Consider the following 18,464-nt stretch of genomic DNA (forward strand, 5'->3'; position numbering starts at 1 on the left):
GGGCGCTCCGAGGGCGCCGAGGTGACCTTCAAGTCGGAGGGCGGGGACGAGATCAAGGTGTTCACCACCCGGCCGGACACTTTGTTCGGGGCGACGTACATGGTGCTGGCCCCCGAGCACGCCTTGACGGAGAAATTGACCACAGAGACACAAAGAACGAAGGTAACGGCTTACGTCGACGCGGCGAGGAATAAGTCCGACCTGGAACGGACGGAACTGCAGAAGGACAAGACGGGGGTGTTCACGGGCGGGTACGCGCTCAACCCGGTCAACGGGGAAAAGATACCGGTCTGGATCGCGGATTACGTGCTCGGGTCGTACGGCACGGGGGCGATCATGGCGGTGCCGGCGCACGACGAGCGGGACCATGAGTTCGCGGCGAAGTACGGCATCGAGATCAAGACCGTGGTCTTGCCTCCGGCGGGGGCGGATCTCGAGGAAGGAAAGGCTTTTACCGGCGAGGGAACGGCAACGAATTCGGGACTCCTGGACGGCCTTACGACGCCCAAAGCCAAGGAAAAGATTATCGCTTGGCTTGAAGAGAAGGGCCTCGGGGCCAAGCGGGTAAACTATAAACTTCGCGATTGGCTCTTCTCGCGGCAACGGTATTGGGGAGAGCCGATACCGATAGTGCACTGCGCGAAGTGCGGAGTGGTCCCCGTACCTGAATCGCAGCTGCCGCTGCGATTGCCCGAGGTGGCCGATTTTAAACCGACCGGGACGGGCGAGTCGCCTTTGGCGAACGTCACGGACTGGGTCAATACGGCGTGCCCCGCCTGCGGCGGGGCGGCCAAGCGCGAGACCAACACGATGCCGCAGTGGGCGGGCTCGTGCTGGTACTACCTTCGGTACATCGATCCGAAAAATTCCACGGCGGCCTGGGACAAAGATCTCGAAAAATCCTGGGGACCGGTCGATTGTTATGTCGGCGGAGCCGAACACGCCGTCCTCCATCTGCTATATGCCCGGTTCTGGCATAAAGTCCTGTTCGACCTCGGCTTCGTCTCCACCAAGGAACCTTTTCAGAAGCTGAGGCACCAAGGGATGATCCTGTCGTACTCGAACCGGGATTCGAAGGGCAATTATCACCCCTACGAAGACGTGGAGTATGACGAGAAGGGGCAGGCCAAGCTCGCGGCCACCGGCGAGGTCCTCGCCTCGCAGGTCGAGAAGATGTCCAAGTCCAAGAAGAACGTGGTCAATCCCGACACCGTGCTCAAGCGCTACGGCGCCGACTCCTTCCGCCTGTACGAGATGTTCATGGGGCCCTTCGAGCAGGCCAAGCCCTGGGACATGCGCAGCATTGAAGGGGTGCATCGATTCTTGAAGCGCGCGTTCGTGCTGATCAACGACCTGGAGACGGCTCCCGCCGGGGGCGAGGGGCTCGTCGCGCTGCGCCACCGCACGATCAAGAAGGTCGGAGAGGACATCGAAGCCTTCGGCTTTAATACGGGCATCTCGGCGTTGATGATCTATTTGAACGCTCTTCAGGCTGATGATGCGCCGTCGAAGATAGACCTCGATACGTTTCTTCTTCTGCTCAATCCGTTCGCCCCGCATCTGACCGAGGAATTGTGGGAAAAGCTAGGCCACGAAGATCTGCTCTGCCGTCAACCGTGGCCGTCGTGGGACGCCAAGCACCTCGTCGACTCGACCATCGAGTATCCCGTCCAGGTGAACGGCAAGCTGCGCGACACGTTCACGATCGCGGCCGACGCGGCGGACGACGTCGTCAAGGAGACGGCGGTCAACCTCGCGAAGGTCCAGAACGCCGTGGGGACTCAAAAAATCGTTAAGATAATCCTCATCCCCAAGAAGCTGGTGAACCTGGTGGTCAAATGATCAAGAGATCGATTCCTCTCGTCCTGATCGCGCTCGCCGCCGCGTGCGGCACCGACGTCGCCTACAAGCCGACGCCCCAGCTGCTCCCGCAGCACGTCCAGCGCCTGGCTCTGCGGCCGATCGTCAACAAGACCCAGCAGTTCGGCCTCGAGGACAAGCTCCTGCTGCGCGTGCGCGACGAGTTCCTGCGCGACGGCCGCTACCCGCTGGTCCCCGAGCCCGAGTCCCAGGGGATCGTGTGGATCACGATCTCGCGCTACATCCTGACCGCCGTGCAGTACGACGCAACGCAGATCGCGACCGCCTACAAGCTGCGCATCCTCGTCGATCTCCAGTTCGTCGACAAGAGCACCAACCAGATCATCTGGGAGGAGAAGAACCTCGAGGGCATCCTGTCCTTCCCGGCTCAGACCCTCCGCGGGGGCTTGACGGAAGAACAGGCGCGCGAGCAGATCTGGGACATCCTGTCGCGCAACATCGTCAAGCGCGTCGTGGAGGGCTTCGGCTCGGTCACCGGGACCACGGAGCGGCGCATCACCGGCGACGCCCCTTCCACGCAGCCCGCGGCCAAGCCCGAGGAGCCGCTGAAGCCCGTCATCTCCAACCCGTACTGAGGCGATGGAGCTCAGGCCGAACGACCTCGCCGCGGAGTGGAAGGCCGGCAAGTTCCGGCCCGTCTACTACCTGTTCGGCGAAGAGTCGGCGTCTAAGGCGGACGCGGTCCTGAGGCTCAAGGCGCTGTTCAAGCCCGACGACTTCAACCTGCGGGAGTTCAGCGGAGACCCGAACTCCGAGCACCCCGCGATCGTCAGCGAGGCCCTGACCTTGCCCGTGTTCGCCGACAAGCGGCTCGTGATCGTGCGCAACCCCAAGATCCCCGCCGAGGCGCGCGCGGCGCTGGCCGAGTACCTGCGCGCTCCCTCGGCGACGACGACCTTGGTGCTCCTGTCCGAGGACCGGCGTCCCGACAAGAAGGACGCGCTCGCCAACGCCGCCGCCGCGGCCGGAGCGGTGTGCGTTTTTTCCCCGCTCACGGAAGAGGAAGCCGTCGAGCGCCTCCTGGTCGAGGCCAAGAAGGCCGGGAAGAACCTCGATCCCGCGGCCGCCGCCGCGCTCACCGAGCAGGCCGGGACGGATTGGGGCATTTTAGCCGGAGAGCTGGAAAAAGCGATCCTCTTCGCCGGCCAGGCGGCCGACATCGGCATGGAGGCCGTGTCGGCGAGCATGGGCTTGCGCAAGGCGACCGACCCGTGGGCTTTCGAGCGCCTGGTGTCGTCGCGCGACCTCAAGGCCTGCATGACCTACCTTCGCGACGCCTTCGCCGACGCCAAGCCCGACGAGGTCGTGTTCCGCTCGCTCGCTCAGGCCCGCGCCGCCTACCTCAAGCAGCTCAAGGCCAAGCGCATGCTCAAGGCCGGCCTGGCGCAGAGGGACATCGAGATGAAGCTCCGGATCTTCTACGACCGCGACTTTTTCCAGCGCGCCCAGCGCGTCACCGAGGAGCGCCTGCGCCGCGACCTGCGCCGCCTGCTCGAGGTCGAGACCGACCTCAAGTCCAAGGCCTGGCTCGACGCCAAGATCGAGTTCGAGGGCGTCGTCGTCGAGCTCTGCACCCCGACGGCGCGCCTCTGAAGGAAGCGAAGCGCCCGTCCCTTGCGGGACGGGCGCTCGTTTTATGCCGTGAAAAGTGTTACTTCGCGGCGGCGGTCAGCTTGTTGACCTGAAGGGCCAGGCGCGACTTCTTGCGCGCGGCGGCCTTCCAGTGGATGGTTCCGCTCTTCGCGGCCTTGTCGAGCGCGGCGGAGGCCTTGCCCGTCAGCGCGCCGAGGTCCTTGATGTCCCTGCTCTTCGCGGCGTCCACGACGGCGCGGACGGCGAGGCGGACCGACTTCTTGATGCCCGCGTTGTGGATCGCGTGCTTCAGGGACTGGCGGTGAGCCTTGAGACCCGACTTGTGACGCATCTGCTTCTTCTTTGCCATAGTTTTGAGATTATGGCTTTTTAGAGCCTATGCCGTCAATGAGGCTCCGACGGGGCTCAGCGGGCCCGGATCAGGACGGTGAAGCCCCAGACGAGGGACCGGTAAAGGGCCTTATAGGACCCCCCGCCGGAGGAGACCGCGTAGGCCGAGGAGGTCGTCCAGACCACGTCGCGCAGGGCCACGCTCGGGCCCACGGAGACGGCCGCGGAAGGGTGCCACAAGCCCGCCAGGTACCACCAGCGCTCGTAGTACGAACGCGTGCCGAAGTTCAGCGGGATATAGGTGCCGTGGCGGAGGAAGACCGTCGCCTTCGGCTCCAAGCCCTCGAGCCAGAACCAGGCGAGCTCCGGCTCGAGCTTGAGGGAGCTCTGGTTGTTGAAGAAGTTGCGCTCGTAGCGGACCTTGAACGCGCCGACGAAGCTCCCTCCCAGGCCCGCGCGCGGCGTCGCGTCGAGGATGAGGATGTTCTCCGGACGGTTCCCGGTCGGCCGCCAGAACCACGTCCCCGCTCCGTTGTTCGTCCAATCGTCGTCGTGCCGGGCGCCGCTCTGCACCTGGTAGAAAACGCCGAGCTTGAGGTTCCGGTGGGCCCTCCCGTAGGTCCCCAAGGTCAAGGAGCGCTGCGGTCTCTGTCCCTCGAACTGCCAGCGCTCGGTAAGGTCGGCGAGCGGCTCGAGGCGCCCCGCGCGCCCCATCACGCGCGCCGAGGCCTCGTACTCCGGCAGGCGCCCGCGCGGGACCTGCGGGACGGGCGCGGCGAAGGCCGCGGACGCGGCCCACGCGAGGAGGAAGGCGGCCTTAACGGTAATCTTGGTCAAGGAGGTCCGCGTAGGCGCCGTCCAGATCCGTCTCGTCCTCGACCGGGCTCTTCTCGGCGTCCATGTTCCAGTTGAGGCTCTTGGTCCAGTCGTAGGCCTGCGGCTTGGTGAGGTCGACCCCGGCCTTGATCAGCACGCCTTTGCCCGCGGGCACGAGCAGGCTCTCCTTCGACTTGTCCGTCGAGAGCTCGACGGCGCCCTCGTTGACGCACACCCACAGGTCCCGGGACTTGCCCTTGGCGCGCCCGTAAGCCGTGAAGAACTCCGTGCCGCGCACGGCGGCGACGGCGGACGGCGTGCGCACGTTGAACTGCCGGCCGGCGAGGCGCTTCGTGATCTTCGCGAACACCGAGCCGTAGGAGAGGAAGGCCTCGGCCAAGGTCTCGGACTTCGAGCCGTTCGCGCCGGGCCAGGTCACGGCGACGCGGCTGGACCCGCGCAGCTTGAGGCGGGAGCCGTCGGGCAGCTCGATGACGGCGCCGGCGCCCTGCGCCGTGGTCACGGAGGCGCCGTGGTCGAGCCGCGCTCCGGTCTTGCCGAGGCCGCCGCCGTGCTCGGACTCGACGGTCACGTCCCCCTTCACGTACACGAGCCGCGCGGAGGGAGCCTTGGGATCCGCCGCGAGCAAGGGGCCGGCGGCGAGGAGGAAGATGGCCGATAGAAGTCCGATTCTCGTCGTCATGTGATGATTCTACCTCATTGATATACTGTAGGTATGGAGCCTTTGGACCGCCGCCACCTCCCTCATAAGACCGGCGTCTACATCATGTGCGACGCCGGTGGGGAGATCCTCTACATCGGCAAGGCGCTGGACCTGGCCAAGCGCGTCGCGAATTATTTCAATCCCAACAAGGAGGACCTCAAGAACCAGAGCCTCGTCCCCCTGATCCGGCGCATCGACTACGTCCTGTGCGAGTCCGAGCGCGAGTCCCTGCTGCTCGAGCGCCGCCTGATCAACGAGCACCAGCCCTTCTTCAACGTGATGTGGAAGGACGGCAAGACCTACCCGTACATCAAGGTCACTTTGGGCGAGGATTATCCAAGGATCTTCACCACGCGCCGCAAGGTCCGCGACGGCGGCGCCTACTTCGGCCCCTTCCCGAAGGTCTCCCCGATCCGGGCGCTCCTGCGCTACCTCTGGAAGCAGCGCCTGTTCCCCCTCCGGCCGTGCCGCTGGGAGTTCTCCGAGGCGAAGCCGCTGGACAAGCGCAAGATCACTTCGTGCCTGTACTACCACACCGGGGAATGCCCGGCGCCGTGCGCCGGGAAGACCTCGAAGAGCGCCTACCGCGACATCGCCGAGAGGGCCGTGCTGTTCTTCAAGGGCCGGTACGACGACCTCCGGGCGGAGTTCGAGCGGGACATGCAGGCCGCGTCGAAGGAGCTGGACTACGAGCGCGCGGCGCAATTGCGCGACAACGTCCTGGCCCTGTCCCAGATGGGCGAGCGGGTGCGGGTGCGCGCCGTCGAGGCCGACCAGGTGGGCGGCCACACCGCGCGCACGCAGATGGTCACGGACCTCCAGAAGGCCCTGATGCTCCCGACCCCGCCGGTGCACATCGAGTGCTTTGACATCTCGCACTTCCAGGGCCATCAGACCGTCGCGTCCATGGTCTGCTTCACCGGCGGCAAGGCCAACCGGGACCACTACCGGAAGTTCAAGATCCGGGACACGGCGGGCATCGACGACTTCAAGTCCATGCACGAGGCCGTGTACCGGCGCTACAAGCGCCTCAAGGCCGAGAAAGCCGCCCTGCCCGACCTCATCCTCATCGACGGCGGCAAGGGCCAGCTCGGCGCCGCCCAGGAGGCCCTCAAGGCGCTCGGGCTCAAGATCCCGATGGCCTCGCTGGCCAAGCGCATCGAGGAGGTCTTCGTCCCGGGCCGCTCCGAGTCCATCCTCCTGCGCCTCGACGACCCCGCCCTGCGCCTGCTCCAGCAGCTGCGCGACGAGGCCCACCGCTTCGGCGTCGCCTACCACCGCCTCCTGCGCGACAAGAGCCTGTTCGAAGGATAGGCGCGAGCGGTGTCAGGCTCGCAAATTCGTTGAATTCTCCTGAAAGCAGAAGGCCCCGGCAGCGTCGCCGAGGCCTTCCCACTCGCGGACGTCCTAAGAATTCAACGAATTTGCGAACCTGACACCGTGTCCCTTAGCCTTGCTTGCCGGCCAGCTCGCCGAGGCCGAACATGGGCATGAACATCGCGATGACGATCGTGCCGATGATGAGGCCCATGACGACGATGACGATGGGCTCGATCAGGGAGGTCAGGCCTTTGACGGCGGTGTCGACCTCCTGGTCGTAGAAGTCGGCGATCTTGGAGAGCATGATGTCGAGGGCGCCGGTCTCCTCTCCGACGGAGATCATCGAGGTGACCATGTTCGGGAAGATGCCCGACTTCTTGAGCGGGTCGGACAGGTGGCCGCCCTCGCGGATGGACTCGCGCGTGCTGTCGACGGCCTCGGCGATGACGACGTTGCCGGCCGTCTGGGCGACGGTCTCCAGCGCCTGCATGATCGGCACGCCGGACTTGATCAAGGTGCCGAGCGTGCGCGTGAAGCGGGCGACGGCGACCTTCTTCAGGATGGGCCCGAAGATCGGAGCTTTGAGGGACTGGGCGTCGACCCATTTGTGGCCGAACGGCGTGGCGTAGAACTTCTCGAAGGCCTTCCAGCCGACGAACGGGGCCGCGACGATGAGGTACCATTTCGCCTTCATCGCGTCGGAGAGGTCGATGAGGATCTGCGTCGGCAGCGGCAGCTCCGCGCCGAAGCCCGCGAAGATGTTCTTGAAGGTCGGGATGACGAAGATCATCAGGAAGACGGTGACGATCGAGCAGATCGAGAGCACGATCGCGGGGTACATCATCGCACCCTTCACCTTGGCCTTCAGGGCCTCGGAGCTCTCGAGGTAGGCGGTCAGGCGCTCGAGGATGGTGTCGAGGATGCCGCCGAGCTCGCCGGCCTTGACCATCGAGCAGTACAGGTCGGGGAAGGCGTTCGGGTGCTTCTTCAGCGCGTCGGAGATGGACAGGCCGGCCTCGATGTCGGACTTGACCCCGCCGAGGACCTCCTTGAAGTCGGGGTTCTCGGCCTGGCTCTCGAGGATGCCGAGGCTCTGCACGATCGGCACGCCGGCGCCGACGAGGGTCGACAGCTGGCGGGAGAACAGCGACAGGTCCTTCGAGGGGATGCTCTTCTTGCTCTTCTTCCAGCCGACCGCGGCCTTGAACTTCTCGACCGGCGACATCGTCTTCTCCGCGATCTCGAGGACGACCATCTTCTGCCCGCGCAGCTTCTCGACGGCGGCGCGCTGCTCGTCGGCGTCGATGACGCCCTCCATGACGAGGCCGGCGGCGGTCTTGGCTTTATAGCTGTAGGCGGGCATAGTCTCTCCCTATTCTACGATTGCGCGGGCGTCATGTGGCGCTGCATCAGGCGGCGAAGGTCCTCGGGGTCCATCGAGTGCGCCATGGCCTCCTGGAAGGTGATCTTCTGCTTGAAGTAGAGGTCGGCCAGCGACTGGTTCATCGTCTGCATGCCGATCTTGCCGCCGGTCTGGATCGCGACCTGGATCTGCTCGACCTTCTGCTCGCGGATCAGGTTGCGGATCGCGGAGTTGACGATCAAAGTCTCGCAGGCCAGGACGCGGCCCGTGCCCGTCGAGTGGCTCAGCAGCTGCTGGCAGAGGACGGCCTGGAGGACGAAGGAGAGCTGGACGCGGACCTGATCGAGCTGGTGCTGGGGGAACACGTCGATGATGCGGTTGATCGTCTGGGCGCAGTCCGTCGTGTGGAGCGTGGCCAGCACCATGTGGCCGGTCTCCGCGATGTTGAGCGCGGCCTGGATCGTCTCCAGGTCGCGCAGCTCGCCGATGAGGATGACGTCCGGGTCCTGGCGCAGGATGTGGCGCAGGGCGGCGCCGAAGGTCACCGTGTCGGAGCCGACCTCGCGCTGGTTGATGACGGACTTCTTGTGCGCGTGGACGAACTCGATGGGGTCCTCGATCGTCATGATGTGCGCGGCGCGCGTCTCGTTGATGAAGTCGATCATGCTGGCCAAGGTCGTGGATTTGCCCGAGCCGGTCTGGCCGGTGACGAGGATGAGCCCCTTCGGGAGCTTCATGATGTCGAGGATGGACTTGGGCACGCCGATCTCCTCGAAGGTCTTGAAGGAGTTCGGGATCGCGCGGACGGCGGCGCCGACCGAGCCGGTCTGGCGGTACACGTTCATGCGCACGCGGCCGATGCCGCGCAGGTTGAAGGCGAGGTCGAGCTCGTTGGACGCCTCGAAGCGCTGGCGCTGCTGGTCGTTGAGCAGCGAGTAGATCAAGGTCTGCGCCGTCTCGCTGCTGAGCTTCTCGAACGGCGTCGGCAGCAGCGAGCCGTCGATGCGCAGGGTCGGCGGGGCCCCCACCGTGAGATGGAGGTCGGACGCGCCGCGCTCGTGCATCAGCAGGAACAGCTCTCCCATCGAAACCATGCAGGACTCCTTTAAAGTTAAGTGTCGACGTCCGACGCCGTCACGCGCATCATCTCCTCGGCGGTGGTCAGGCCCCCGAGCAGCTTGCGCACGGCGCACATGCGCAGAGTCAGCATGCCCTGCTTCATGGACTGGTTCTTGATCATCTTCGCTGACGCCCGGTCCAGGATGAGCTGGCGGATCGCGTCGGTGACTTCCATGACCTCGTAGAGGCCCTGGCGTCCGCGATAACCGGTGGTCGCGCAGTTCTCGCAGCCTTTGCCCTTATACAGCGTGATCTTGTTCTTCTCGCCCACGGCCGCCTGGAGCTGGACCTCGGGCACGCCAAGCTTGAGCAGCCAGTCCTTCTCGACCTCGTACGGCTCCTTGCACTTCGGGCAGATCGCGCGCAGCAGGCGCTGGGCCTCGATCATCAGCATGGCCGAGCTGACGAGGAAGGGCTCCACGCCCATCATGCCCAGGCGCGTGATCGTCTGCGAGGTGTCGTTGGTGTGCAGAGTCGAGAAGACGAGGTGGCCGGTCAGGGCGGCGTTGATTGCGATCGTCGCCGTCTCCTGGTCGCGGATCTCGCCGACCATGATGACGTCGGGGTCCTGGCGCAGGAAGGAGCGCAGCGCCGCCGGGAAGGTCAGGCCGACCTGGTTGTTGATCTGGACCTGGTTGATGCCGGGGAGCTGGTACTCGACGGGGTCCTCGGCCGTCATGATGTTGCAGTCCGGGGTGTTCAGGTTGGACAGAGCCGAGTACAGAGTGGTCGATTTTCCCGACCCGGTCGGTCCGGTGACGAGGTTGACGCCGTACGGCGCCTCCATGGCTTTCTTGAAGACCGCCATGGCTTCCGGCTCGAAGCCGAGCTGGGTCATGTTGACCTTCAGACCCGACGAGTCGAGGATGCGGGTGACGATCTTCTCGCCGGGAGCGCAGGGCAGGACCGACACGCGCATGTCGATCTCCTTGCCGTCCATCTTGATGCGCATGCGCCCGTCCTGGGGCACGCGCCTCTCGGCGATGTTGAGGTTCGACATGATCTTGACGCGCGCGCAGATCGCGGCGTGGAACTTCTTGGGCGGGGAGGGCTGCTCGTGCAGGACGCCGTCGATGCGGTAGCGGATGCGCAGGTCCTTGGCGTAGGCCTCGATATGGATGTCCGAGGCCTTGGCCTTCACCGCCCCGGCGATGATCAGGTTCACCATCTTGATCACCGGGGCGTCCTCGGCCGCCTTCTCGAGACCGGATTCGGTCTTTTCGGCCTTCTCCTCGACCTGCTCGAGCTCGTCGGCCGCGGCCTCGTTCTCCGACTGCTGCTTGACGATCTCCTCGAGGGCCTCCTGGGAGGTCTCCTGCTTGTAGTACTTCTCGTGCGCGGCGGAGATCTCGGCCTCGGAGGCGAGGCAGCCGATGACGTCGCAGCCGAGCTGCATCTTGAGGTCGTCGAGGATCATCACGTCGAGGGGGTCGGCGATGGCGACGGTGAGCCGGTCCTTCGTCTTGTTGAAGGGCATCAGCATCTTCTGCCGCGCGATGGACTCGGGGACCGCCTTGATCGCCTCCTCGGGGATCTCGCCGATGTCGGCGAGGGACACGTAGGAGATGCCGGTCTTCTCGGCGAGGAACTGGAGGAGCTTCTCCTCCTCGATGAAGCCCTTCTCTATGAGGAGGGAGCCCAGCTTCTCGCCGCCCTTCTTCTGGGCGTCGAGGGCTTCTTTCAGGTTGTCCGCGGTGAGGAGCTTCTCCTCGACCAGGAAATCGGCGAGACGCCGGGACAGGCCGAGGGAGATCACATGCTGGGTCGGAGCCATTTCCCTATAAGGTTACGGTCCACGGGGTTTTTTGTCAAGGCCGGTCGCTAGAACAGGCATATTAATAAGAAATGAACGAATAACGCCTATATGCCCGAATCGACGGTGTCCGATCCGAAGGTGCCGTCGTCCTCGGCGGGCGGACGCAGCTCGCCGGAGTCGGGCAGGGGCAGCAGCGGCACCTCCTTCGGCTCCTCGATGACCGCGCGGCGCCTGGGGGCGGCCTTCTTCACTGGCTTCTTCTTGGCCTTGGGGGCCTCCGGCGGGGGCCCGCCGGCGAGCATCTGGCGGGCCTCGATGTTCTTGCCCATGACGATGCCGTTGCCGTCGACCTCGAACAGATACAAGGCGCCCTTGCCCACGGACGAGCCCGGGACCAGGCGGTACTCGACGAGCACGGTGTTGTCCCCCGTCGTGCTCGCGTTCCACTCCTCGGTCCCGGCCCCGGGGCTGGCGGTGTACGAGTACTGCAGCCAGCGGCCGACGGTGCCGCGGTCGCCGTCGAGCGGGAAGTCCTTGACCGCCTCTATCGCGGCCAGATGCTCGGCCGACGGGCCGGGCGCCGGCGCCGGAGCGGGCGCGGGATCCTCGGCGATCTTCGGCTTGACCATCGGAGGAGGTACCACGGCTCCCTCGTCGACGGTGACGCCGATCGGGGCCTTGCCGTCGTCGAGCGTCGTCATCTGACGGAGGTCGTCCTTCGGCTGGCGCATGAAGATCACGCCCAGGACCACGAGCAAGGTCACGAGCACGCCGCCGGCGATGAGGAAAGGCTTGTTGCTGCGCCCCGGCTTCTTGATCTCGCCCGTCGGCGGGGCGGGCTCGGGCTTGGCGAAGCGCGCGGCGACGGCGGCGTCGGCCGGGGCGGCGGCGGACGCGGCGCCCGACCGCGCCATCGTCGCCGGGGGCGGGACCTGCGTGGTCGCGTCGGAGGAGCCGGACAGGTCTCCGCCGGTCAGGTCGGGCACCGGCTGGGAGCGGCTGAGGGTGTTCGGCGGCGGGGCCACCGGCGTCGGCGTCGCGGGCGCGGGCTGGGAGGGCACCGTGAACGGGCTGATGAGCGAGGAGGGCTCCGGCGTCGACATCGGGGTCATGACGACCGGAGCCGGCTCCGGCGGGACGATCGGCGCCAGCGTGATCGGGGGCGGCGGCGGGGGAGGCACGACCGGCATCGGCGCCGGCGTCGGGACGGGCGGGATCTCCGCCGGAGGCGGGGTCTGGGCCGGCGCCGCCTCGACGATGGGCTCCAGCTTGAACTCGGGGACCGGATTCGAGGAGGCGCCCTGCGCGGCCTCGTCGGCGCCGAGGACCTTGAACGACTTCTTGGTCGGGACGATCTTGAACGCATGCGGCTTGCCGAACGACAGCTTCGCGGGCGCCGGCGCGGCCTCCGGCGCCGCGGCCGGGGCCGCGATGCTCGGGAGCTCCACGGCGGGAGGTTGATCCGCCTTCGGCGAATCGATAACAGCCGGTGCGGCAGCGGAAGCGAAAGACGGGATGTCCGGAAGCGCCGGAGCGGGAGGCTCGACCGGCGCGGCCGGGGGCGGCGGGGCCGCGGCGGCGGGCGGGAGCGGCGCGGAGCCGGCGAAGGACGGGAAGCCGCCGCCGACGGGGGCCTCGGGCCACTCGGACGGGGGCTCCACCGCCGGAGATGCCGGGACGGCGGCGACCGGGGGCGGCCCGCCCGGGATCGGGGGCGGCGCCGGCGACAGGAAAGTCTTCACGGGCTCGGGCGCGGGAGGAGCCGCCGCGGCCTGCGCCGCGGGCTCGATACCGCGGGAGCGGAGCTCGAGGTCCTTCGCGGCCAGACGCCGGGACAGATCGGTCTGCGCGGCCTCCAGGTTGGAGACGTGGCGGTACATCGCCTCGAGCTGAGCCGTCAGCTCCGAGATCTTCTCGCGGGCGCAGCGCGACTCGGCCGCGTCGGCGTCGGCGCTCGGGAACAGGATATCCTTGAAGTCCTTCTTGAACGAGGCGTCCTGGAACAGGTCCTCGGCGAGGGAGGCGGGGAAGTCGTCGTCGCCGATGAGGCCGGCGGAGTCGATCTGCAGCTGGTCGAGCAAGCCGGAGGTCGAAGGGAAATCGTCGAGAGGACCCGCGCCGCCGTCGGGCAGCCCCGCCAGCTCGGAGAGCTCCCCCGCCGGGGTCCACGAACCGCCCGCGGGGTCGCCCGCGCAGACGAGGGTGCCCGCGTCGAGGCCGGGAAGGCCCGACACGGCCTCCTTGTCGAAAGGGCCGAGGATGCGAGATTCCTTATAAACCCAATACTTCACTCGATGCTAGGGTAGCTTCCCGGTGTTACATTTTCAAGGCGGCCGCGTCTCCCCCCAAAAGGTAAAATGGGCGCATGATCATCCGACCCTTCTACCTCGCCTGCCTGGCCCACGGCTCCTACCTGCTCGGAGACGAAAAAACGGGCGTCGCGGTGATCGTCGACCCCCAGCGCGACGTGGACGGCTACGTCGAAGAGGCGGCAAAGCTCGGCCTGAGCATCAAGCACGTGATGCTCACTCATTTCCACGCGGACTTCGTGGCCGGCCATCTGGAGCTGCGCGACCGCTGCGGCGCCGCGATCCATCTCGGCGCGCGGGCCAAGGCGGATTACCCGTTCTCCCCGCTCAAGGACGGAGCGCGCCTCGAGTTCGGCGCGCTCGGCATCGGAGTCCTCGAGACCCCGGGCCACACCCCGGAGGGCGTCTGCCTGACGGTGTACGACCTGGACGCCGACCGGAGCAAGCCCAAGGCCGTGCTCACCGGGGACACCTTGTTCATCGGCGACGTCGGCCGCCCGGACCTCATGGCGTCGGTCGGCTTCGCGGCCGAGGATCTCGCGGGGATGCTCCACGACTCCCTGAAGACCAAGCTGATGACCTTGCCCGACGAGACCTTGGTCTATCCCGCCCACGGGGCCGGGTCGGCGTGCGGCAAGAACATGTCCGACGAGCGCGTCTCCACGATCGGCGAGCAGAAGCTCTACAACTACGCCCTCAAGGCCCGCTCTCGCGAGGAGTTCATCCGCCTCGTGACCGAGGGCCAGGCCGAGGCGCCCGCCTACTTCGCGCACGACGCGGACATGAACCGCCGCGAGCGCGGCACCCTCGACACGGCGCTGGCCTCCCTCCCCGAGCTGTCCCCCGAGCGGGCGGAGACGCTCGTCCGCGAGGGGGCGGTCGTGCTCGACACGCGCGATCCCGCCGACTTCGCCGGCGCGCACTGGCGCGGCGCGGTCAACATCGGGCTCGACGGCAAGTTCGCCAACTGGGCGGGCTCGGTGCTCGACCCCGAGAAGCCGCTCATCGTCGTCGCCGACGCCGGACGGGAGAAGGAATCCGTCCTGCGGCTGGCCCGCGTGGGAGTCGACCGCGTGGCCGGCGTCCTGAAAAGCGGCATGGCCTCCCTGGACGGCCGCCCGGACCTCGTGGCGCGGACGCCGCGGACGACCGCCCGGGCCTTGGCCGAACGCCTCTCCGGGAAGAACGCTCCGTTGGTCGTGGACGTGCGCACCGACGCCGAGCGCGCGGCCGGCTTCGTCGCCGGAAGCCTCCACCTGCCGCTGGCGCAGTGGCCGCGGCGGGCGGCGGAGGTCCCGAAGGGGCGGCCGGTCGCCGTCTACTGCGCGGGCGGCTACCGCTCCTCGATCGCGGCGAGCCTGCTCCGCGCCGCGGGCCACGCCGACGTCACGGACCTCGTCGGCGGCTTCGGGGCCTGGCGAGAGAGATCGCTGCCGACGTCTCTCTCCTGAACGACGAAGGGAACTATCCTTGAGGATAGTTCCCTTTCAACCGTCCGCGGGGACGGCTCGATCGACGGACCCTCCGGCTATTCTCCGGCGCGTTCCGTTTCGCCGATGACGCTGAAGTCGAGGCCCGGCTCGGCGGCCTCCGTCACCTTCTGCTCGATCTGGTTCTGATAGGCGATCGAGTAGCGCGCGTAGGGGATCGCCTCGAGGCGGGCGCGGGTGATGGGCTTCTGGGTGGCCTCGCACAGGCCGTAGGTCCCGTTGTCGATCTTGCGGATGGCGGCCTCGACCATGTCGAGGGTGGTGCGCTCGTTGTCGGAGAGCTCGAACATGAGCTCTTTTTCAATGGACTGGCTCGCCTGGTCGACGGAATCGCCGTTGTCCACGTCGCTGATACCCTGTTTGCGCACCGTGCGCAGGATGTCGTCGCGCATGGAGACGAGCTCGGCGCGGATCGACTTGATCTTCGCCGGCGTCAGCCACGCCAGATCTTTGGCGGAAGCTCCGGCGGAAGCCTTGGGCTTCGCCGGCGAGTTCACCGCCTTCTTCACGAGTTTTTTCGTCATAACGCCTCCGGAAAATCGGAAAGGGATAGTATATGAGAATGCCCGCGCGACGCAAGACCCAGGCCCGCCGGGCGCGACGCCGGGGTCCTCGCCCTGCCTGCAACAGAACGGCTATGCGCCGGGAACGGTCTCGGCAAGGCGAGAGGCGGCGTCCTTGAGGCGGGAGACGACCATGTCCTTGCCCATGATCTCGAGCATCAGGAACAAGGTCGGCCCCTCGGTCCGTCCGCTGACGGCCACCCGGATCGGATGGAAGACCTGGCCGTTCTTGAGGCCCTTGTCCGCGACGAACCGGCGGATGCGGGCCTCGAGGGCCTTGTCCTCGAAGGGCGCGAAGCCGGAGAGGACCTCGGCCATGTCCAGCAGCACCTGCTTGGCGCCGGGAGCCTTGAGGACCTTGTCGAAGGCCTTCGGGTCGAAAACGACGGGCTTGTAGAAGAACTCGATCAAGCCGGGTATCTCGGAGAGCAGCTTGAACTTCTCGTGCTCGAGCGCGACGACCTTCTCGAGCGCCGGCCCGGGCAGGCCGATCAGGCCCGCCTTCTCCAAAAAGGGCTTCGCCAGCTTCACGAGCTCGGCGACCGGAGTCTGCCGGATATACTCGCCGTTCATCCAGTTCAGCTTGACCGTGTCGAACGTCGCCGGGCTCTTCTGGCAGCCCGCGAGGTCGAACTTGGCGATCAGGTCCTCGTCGGTGAACAGCTGCTGGGACTCCGAGGTGGACCAGCCGAGCAGCGCGAGGTAGTTGCGCATCGTGTGCGGCAGGTAGCCCTGGTCGCGGTACTCGAGCACCGAGGTCGCCCCGTGGCGCTTGGAGAGCTTCGAGCCGTCGGGGCCGAGGATCATGGACAAGTGCGCGAACAGCGGCGGCGTCCAGCCCAGCGCGTAGTAGATCTGGATCTGGGACGGGGTGTTCGACAGGTGCTCGTCGCCGCGGATGACGTGGGTCATCTCCATCAGGTGGTCGTCGATGACGCAGCAGAAGTTGTAGGTCGGGCCGTCGGTCGTCTTCCAGATGACGAGGTCCTGCTGCAGATTGTTCTCGAAGGAGACCTTGCCGCGGATCTGGTCGTCGACGGCGGTCGCGCCGTCGGCCGGCATCTTGAAGCGGATGGAGAACTTCTTGCCGGCGGCCTCGCGCTCCCTGCGCTGCGCGTCGCTGAGCGCGCGGCACACCCCGGGATAGCGCGGCGGGCGCTTCTCGAGCTGGGCCACGCGCCGGTACTCGTCGAGCTCCTCCTTCGTGCAGTAGCAGCGGTAGGCCTTGCCCTCGGAGACGAGCTGGTCGAGGTACTTGCGGTAGATGTGGACGCGCTGCATCTGGAAGTAGGGGGAGTACGGCCCCTTGTCGGTCTTGCCGTCGAGGGGACCCTCGTCCCAGTCGAGGCCGAGCCACTTCACCGAGTCCAGGATCGCGGTCACCGAGTCGTCGGTCGAGCGGACCTCATCGGTATCTTCTATCCGCAGGATGAAGTCGCCCTTGTGGCGGCGCGCGAAGAGCCAGTTGTACAGCGTCGTGCGCGCGCCTCCGATGTGCAGGAAGCCGGTCGGGGAAGGGGCGAAGCGAGTGCGGATCTTTTGGCTCATGAGATTGAACTCTCCAGTAATTCCTGCGCGTGCTTGCGGGACGCGCCCGTCGGCTTGCCGCCGAGCATCGTCGCGACCGCCTCGAGACGGCCGGCCCCGTCGAGACGGTCGACGCGCAGGCGCGTGCGGCCCGCGGCGACGTCCTTGGCGGCGTGAAAGTGGTTCTGCGCGAAGCAGGCCACCTGGGGAAGGTGCGTGATGCACAGCACCTGGCGGCCCTTCGCCAGCGCGGACAGGCGCTCGCCCACGGCGTGCGCGACCTCGCCGCCGATGCCGGCGTCCACCTCGTCGAAGACGAGCAGCGCCGTCCGGTCGGCCTTCGCGAAGACGGTCTTCAAAGCCAGCATGACGCGGGAGAGCTCGCCGCCGGAGGCGGCGCTCTTCACCGGGCGGGGCGGCTCGCCGGGGTTTGGGGCAAGGAGGAATTCCACCGCGTCGGCCCCCGTCTTGCCCCAGCTCCCCTCCTCCATCTCGACGGCGCAGGAGAAGCGGGCGTGCGGCAGGCCCAGGACCTTGAGCTCCTTGAGCGCGGCCGCGTCGAGCTTCTTGGCGGCCTTCACGCGCTTATCATGAGCCTGGTCGGACAGGCGCATGAGCTCACCCTCGGCCTTGGCGAGCTCCTTGCGCGTCTTCTCGAGATGCGCGTCGGCGTTCTCCAGGCCGTCGAGCTCCGCGGCCAGGCGCTCGCGCGCGGCGAGCACCTCGGCCAAGGTGACGCCGTGCTTGCGCTTCAGGCGCGCCAGGGCGTCCTGGCGCGAGAGCAAAGCGTCGAGGGCGGCGGGATCGGCCGAGACCGAGTCGCGGTAGGCGCTGAGCTCGCGCGCGACCGAGCCGGCGGTGACGTGCGCGCTCTCGAGCTCGGTGTGGAGGCTGCCGGCGGCCGCGTCGAGCTTGGCGAGCTCGGAAACGGCGCGAGACGCTTTCAGCAGGCGCGCGACGGCGGCGTTCTCCTCGGCGTACAGCAGGCCGTAGGCGGCATCGGCGAGGCCGCGCAGGCGCTCGGCGTTCTTCAGGCGCGGGAGCCGCTCCTCCAATTCCTCGTCCTCGCCGTTGCGGATATTGGCCTCGTCGATCTCCTCGAGCTGAAAGCGCAGCAGGTCGGCGCGGCGCTCGCGCTCCGCCTCGGACAAGGAGGACGCCTCGAGGCGGGCCTTGAGCGCGGTCCAGGCGGCGTACGCCCCCGCCAGAGCCTCGCGCTCGGCGTCGAGGCCGCCGAAGCGGTCGAGCAGCTCGAGCTGGGAGGAGGCCTGCAGCAAGGTGCGGCTCTCGTGCTGGCCGTGGAAGTCGGCGAAATGGTCCCCGACGCGGCCCAGCGCGGCCACCGGGGCGGGGCGGCCCGCGATCATCGCGCGCGTGCGGCCGGTGGCGTCGAGCTCGCGGCGCAGCTCGACGGTCTTGCCCGTCAAACCGAGCTCGCGGCGCAGGTCGGCCGGGACGTCGGCGAGATCGACCAGGCCCTCGACCTCCAGGCGCTCGGCGCCCGCGCGCAGCCAGGACGAGGAGCCGCGCGAGCCGAGGAGGAAACCCAGGGCCTCGAGGAGGATGGACTTGCCCGCGCCGGTCTCGCCGGTGAGCGCGGTGAAGCCGGCGCCGAGCTCGAGCTCGACCTTCTCGGCCACCGCGAAGTTGAAGACCTTCAGCTTCCTCAGCAC

General features: G+C 67.1%; 15 protein-coding genes. 5 read left to right on the plus strand and 10 right to left on the minus strand.

All coding sequences use genetic code 11. From position 1 onward, the window contains the following. From HYV14_08200 to holA, 3 genes are all read left to right on the plus strand, one after another. The coding region (locus HYV14_08200) for a leucine--tRNA ligase (protein MBI2385981.1) at positions 1–1,842 on the plus strand (1,842 nt) is incomplete at its 5' end. Then, positions 1,839–2,456 (plus strand): hypothetical protein, encoded by a 618-nt coding sequence (locus tag HYV14_08205; GenBank protein ID MBI2385982.1) that lies wholly within the window; start codon positions 1,839–1,841, stop codon positions 2,454–2,456. The genes HYV14_08200 and HYV14_08205, both read left to right, overlap by 4 nt. 4 nt (positions 2,457–2,460) lie before the next feature. Then, entirely contained in the window at positions 2,461–3,474 is a 1,014-nt protein-coding gene (gene holA / locus HYV14_08210; GenBank protein MBI2385983.1) for a DNA polymerase III subunit delta, read from the plus strand. Positions 3,475–3,532: 58 nt separating this feature from the next. Here the strand turns inward: holA and HYV14_08215 are convergent, their stop codons facing one another. From HYV14_08215 to HYV14_08225, 3 genes are read right to left on the minus strand one after another with little or no spacing between them, the layout of a single operon-like run. After that, on the minus strand, positions 3,533–3,823 hold the full coding sequence (locus HYV14_08215; protein ID MBI2385984.1) for a 30S ribosomal protein S20: 291 nt from the start codon (positions 3,821–3,823) through the stop codon (positions 3,533–3,535). A 56-nt stretch (positions 3,824–3,879) separates the two neighbouring features. Further along, the gene (locus HYV14_08220) at positions 3,880–4,641 is read right to left on the minus strand and encodes a hypothetical protein (protein ID MBI2385985.1); all 762 of its coding nucleotides are present in this window, start codon (positions 4,639–4,641) and stop codon (positions 3,880–3,882) included. After that, positions 4,622–5,323 (minus strand): FecR domain-containing protein, encoded by a 702-nt coding sequence (locus tag HYV14_08225; GenBank protein ID MBI2385986.1) that lies wholly within the window; start codon positions 5,321–5,323, stop codon positions 4,622–4,624. Before HYV14_08225 ends, HYV14_08220 begins: the two co-directional genes overlap by 20 nt. Before the next feature lie 33 nt (positions 5,324–5,356). Between HYV14_08225 and HYV14_08230 the strand changes: the two genes are divergently transcribed. Beyond that, on the plus strand, positions 5,357–6,658 hold the full coding sequence (locus HYV14_08230; protein MBI2385987.1) for an excinuclease ABC subunit UvrC: 1,302 nt from the start codon (positions 5,357–5,359) through the stop codon (positions 6,656–6,658). Positions 6,659–6,791: 133 nt separating this feature from the next. On the opposite strand, the gene HYV14_08235 is transcribed toward HYV14_08230, so the two are convergent. From HYV14_08235 to HYV14_08250, 4 genes are all read right to left on the minus strand, one after another. Beyond that, positions 6,792–8,027 carry a type II secretion system F family protein gene (locus HYV14_08235; GenBank protein ID MBI2385988.1) on the minus strand — a complete coding sequence of 412 codons (1,236 nt, stop codon included), beginning with the start codon at positions 8,025–8,027 and terminating at the stop codon, positions 6,792–6,794. A gap of 14 nt (positions 8,028–8,041) precedes the next feature. Continuing rightward, entirely contained in the window at positions 8,042–9,121 is a 1,080-nt protein-coding gene (locus tag HYV14_08240; GenBank protein MBI2385989.1) for a type IV pilus twitching motility protein PilT, read from the minus strand. A 17-nt stretch (positions 9,122–9,138) separates the two neighbouring features. Beyond that, entirely contained in the window at positions 9,139–10,887 is a 1,749-nt protein-coding gene (gene tadA, locus HYV14_08245; protein MBI2385990.1) for a Flp pilus assembly complex ATPase component TadA, read from the minus strand. A gap of 119 nt (positions 10,888–11,006) precedes the next feature. Continuing rightward, entirely contained in the window at positions 11,007–13,193 is a 2,187-nt protein-coding gene (locus HYV14_08250; GenBank protein MBI2385991.1) for a hypothetical protein, read from the minus strand. Positions 13,194–13,267: 74 nt separating this feature from the next. Here HYV14_08250 and HYV14_08255 point away from each other — a divergent pair, with 74 nt between their 5' ends. Then, positions 13,268–14,662, plus strand: a complete 1,395-nt coding sequence (locus HYV14_08255) for an MBL fold metallo-hydrolase (protein MBI2385992.1) — start codon at positions 13,268–13,270, stop codon at positions 14,660–14,662. 77 nt (positions 14,663–14,739) lie between these two features. Here HYV14_08255 and HYV14_08260 read toward each other — a convergent pair whose 3' ends face one another. The 3 genes from HYV14_08260 to recN form a co-directional block, all read right to left on the minus strand. Further along, positions 14,740–15,225, minus strand: a complete 486-nt coding sequence (locus HYV14_08260; GenBank protein ID MBI2385993.1) for a TraR/DksA family transcriptional regulator — start codon at positions 15,223–15,225, stop codon at positions 14,740–14,742. 111 nt (positions 15,226–15,336) lie between these two features. Beyond that, positions 15,337–16,812, minus strand: coding sequence for a glutamate--tRNA ligase (locus HYV14_08265; protein MBI2385994.1), 1,476 nt, complete (start codon positions 16,810–16,812; stop codon positions 15,337–15,339). Further along, a complete protein-coding gene (gene recN / locus HYV14_08270) occupies positions 16,809–18,464 on the minus strand; it encodes a DNA repair protein RecN (protein ID MBI2385995.1) in 1,656 nt (551 codons plus the stop codon). Before recN ends, HYV14_08265 begins: the two co-directional genes overlap by 4 nt.

The organism is Elusimicrobiota bacterium, assembly GCA_016182905.1.
Classification (GTDB): Bacteria; Elusimicrobiota; Elusimicrobia; order UBA1565; family UBA9628; genus GWA2-66-18.

Excerpts from the sequence above, each read along its gene's own strand:
- HYV14_08225 (MBI2385986.1), bottom strand. The coding sequence starts at position 5,323 with ATGACGACGAGAATCGGACTTCTATCGGCCATCTTCCTCCTCGCCGCC.
- HYV14_08230 (MBI2385987.1), top strand. The coding sequence starts at position 5,357 with ATGGAGCCTTTGGACCGCCGCCACCTCCCTCATAAGACCGGCGTCTAC.
- HYV14_08255 (MBI2385992.1), top strand. The coding sequence starts at position 13,268 with ATGATCATCCGACCCTTCTACCTCGCCTGCCTGGCCCACGGCTCCTAC.
- HYV14_08215 (MBI2385984.1), bottom strand. The coding sequence starts at position 3,823 with ATGGCAAAGAAGAAGCAGATGCGTCACAAGTCGGGTCTCAAGGCTCAC.
- HYV14_08265 (MBI2385994.1), bottom strand. The coding sequence starts at position 16,812 with ATGAGCCAAAAGATCCGCACTCGCTTCGCCCCTTCCCCGACCGGCTTC.
- HYV14_08240 (MBI2385989.1), bottom strand. The coding sequence starts at position 9,121 with ATGGTTTCGATGGGAGAGCTGTTCCTGCTGATGCACGAGCGCGGCGCG.
- HYV14_08260 (MBI2385993.1), bottom strand. The coding sequence starts at position 15,225 with ATGACGAAAAAACTCGTGAAGAAGGCGGTGAACTCGCCGGCGAAGCCC.
- HYV14_08235 (MBI2385988.1), bottom strand. The coding sequence starts at position 8,027 with ATGCCCGCCTACAGCTATAAAGCCAAGACCGCCGCCGGCCTCGTCATG.
- holA (MBI2385983.1), top strand. The coding sequence starts at position 2,461 with ATGGAGCTCAGGCCGAACGACCTCGCCGCGGAGTGGAAGGCCGGCAAG.
- HYV14_08205 (MBI2385982.1), top strand. The coding sequence starts at position 1,839 with ATGATCAAGAGATCGATTCCTCTCGTCCTGATCGCGCTCGCCGCCGCG.